This window comes from Petrotoga sp. 9PW.55.5.1 (assembly GCF_003265365.1).
Classification (GTDB): Bacteria; Thermotogota; Thermotogae; order Petrotogales; family Petrotogaceae; genus Petrotoga.
Window position 1 is genome coordinate 1 of the sequence record NZ_AUPM01000024.1, and the last position, 1,697, is coordinate 1,697.

The 1,697-nt window shown below is 26.4% G+C and carries 2 protein-coding genes; both read left to right on the forward strand.

Going from position 1 to position 1,697, the window contains the following annotated elements; all coding sequences use genetic code 11:
- Positions 1–741: 741 nt before the first annotated feature.
- Entirely contained in the window at positions 742–1,008 is a 267-nt protein-coding gene (locus PW5551_RS03795; RefSeq protein WP_233488424.1) for a hypothetical protein, read from the forward strand.
- Positions 1,009–1,113: 105 nt separating this feature from the next.
- Positions 1,114–1,551, forward strand: a complete 438-nt coding sequence (locus PW5551_RS03800; protein WP_113074483.1) for a nucleotidyltransferase domain-containing protein — start codon at positions 1,114–1,116, stop codon at positions 1,549–1,551.
- The last annotated feature ends 146 nt before the right edge of the window (positions 1,552–1,697 follow it).

Genomic DNA, 1,697 nt, shown 5'->3' on the forward strand with positions numbered 1-1,697 from the left:
TAAAAAGGAGACACGACTGAAACTAACAATAATATTGGAGCAAGAATAAGAGGAATTTTTTGATTACTTTATATTAATTTTTTTAGAATATTTTAAAAGTATTTCATTATAACTTTTATTTTTCTTTTTTTTCATTATTTCCCACCCTTTACAGTATTTTTAATATATTCAAACAATAAATCTTTTATAACATTCCTTACGGAAAAGGAATCGTTGATGTTTACTTTATTTTATTACCTATGGTCTTGGTTGATTTCCACAAGAACCAATTAAGCAACCACAAGCTGGCACTACTCTCGAAATTGTGTTTAACTTTGTCATTTTATTCATCTCCTTTCGTTTCAATTTTTGTTATCTCTCCTGCGGGATGTTTCTTTTGCGCGCAAATACCTTATTTTTTCTTATACTTTTCCTTTTTGCAATACTCTTTAAAAGATTAAAATCCATAACTTATTTTGATAAATAAAATTTCTGTACCCTTATTTTTATCATACCCTTTTCTATATGATTTTCAAGCAATTTTTTTATTCAGGTTCAAATATAGATTGAAACGTATTTTCAGAGATTAGCTCAAAAAAGCTTATGTAAACTCGAAATAAGATGTTTTTTATCATGTTTTATACTCTGTTTTCGCTTTCTCTTTATTGATGATAGTTATGATATAATTAATTAAAAAGGGAAAAACGATTAACTATTGACTTGTTAACATTGGAACCATAGTAAATATTATGTTATTATTAAATGACAATAATGGAACAAAAACAGATGTGTGTAGAAGGAGATAATTCAAATTCTTTTAGAATTAGAATAAAAAAGTTCATAATGAACTTTGGTAGGTATTATGAAATAAGAAACATCCCAAAAGAATTAAGACCAAAAGTACCAAAAGAAATTAATTTATTTGTGAAGAAGTACACTTTAAAAAGAAGATTATCTGCAACTTCTTTCTATGTTTTTGAAGGCGAAGAAAGAGAGAAGATTGTTGAAACTTTGAAAGCGTTTGCTTGAGCGCAAAAGAAAAATTAATTTCGAGATGATTTGAAAAATAGGTCTTAATTTTTGTTGACTAATTTATGTTAAAATATATATGGAAAAAATACAGCAGGTGAAAATATGAATATTAATAAATATGAATTGTTAGAGTCTCTTTGTAAAAAATATAAAATTGGCTTGGTTTATCTTTTTGGCTCACAAAAAGATAAAGCCTTTAAATTATTAAGTAGCGATTCAGATGATGTCAAAATAGATGATCCCCTTACTGATATAGATGTAGGAGTAGTTTTTCTATTTGAATTGGAAAAGGTTAAACATGTGTACAAATTATATTCTGTTGTATATAATGATTTTGAAGAGATTTTTAAGCCATACAAGTTAGACCTTGTTTTTTTGCAAGAAACTCATTCTGTATTTCAAGTTGAAGCTGTAAAAGGAATATGCGCATATTATGTATCAGAAAAGTTTAAAGATGAATATGAAATGGTAATATTAAGACGAGCTGCAGATTTCAATTACGTTTTGGATCTATACAGAAAAGAAGCATTAGAAAAATAATAATAAATAATTCTTGAAAGGAATGAAATTTAGAATGATAAATAAAGGCCTTGTTAGAGATCGCCTATTGTTCATTAATAAATATCTATCTCAGTTAGAAATGCTATCTCCGTTTTCAAATTTTTTATAATCTTCTTTTCACACCA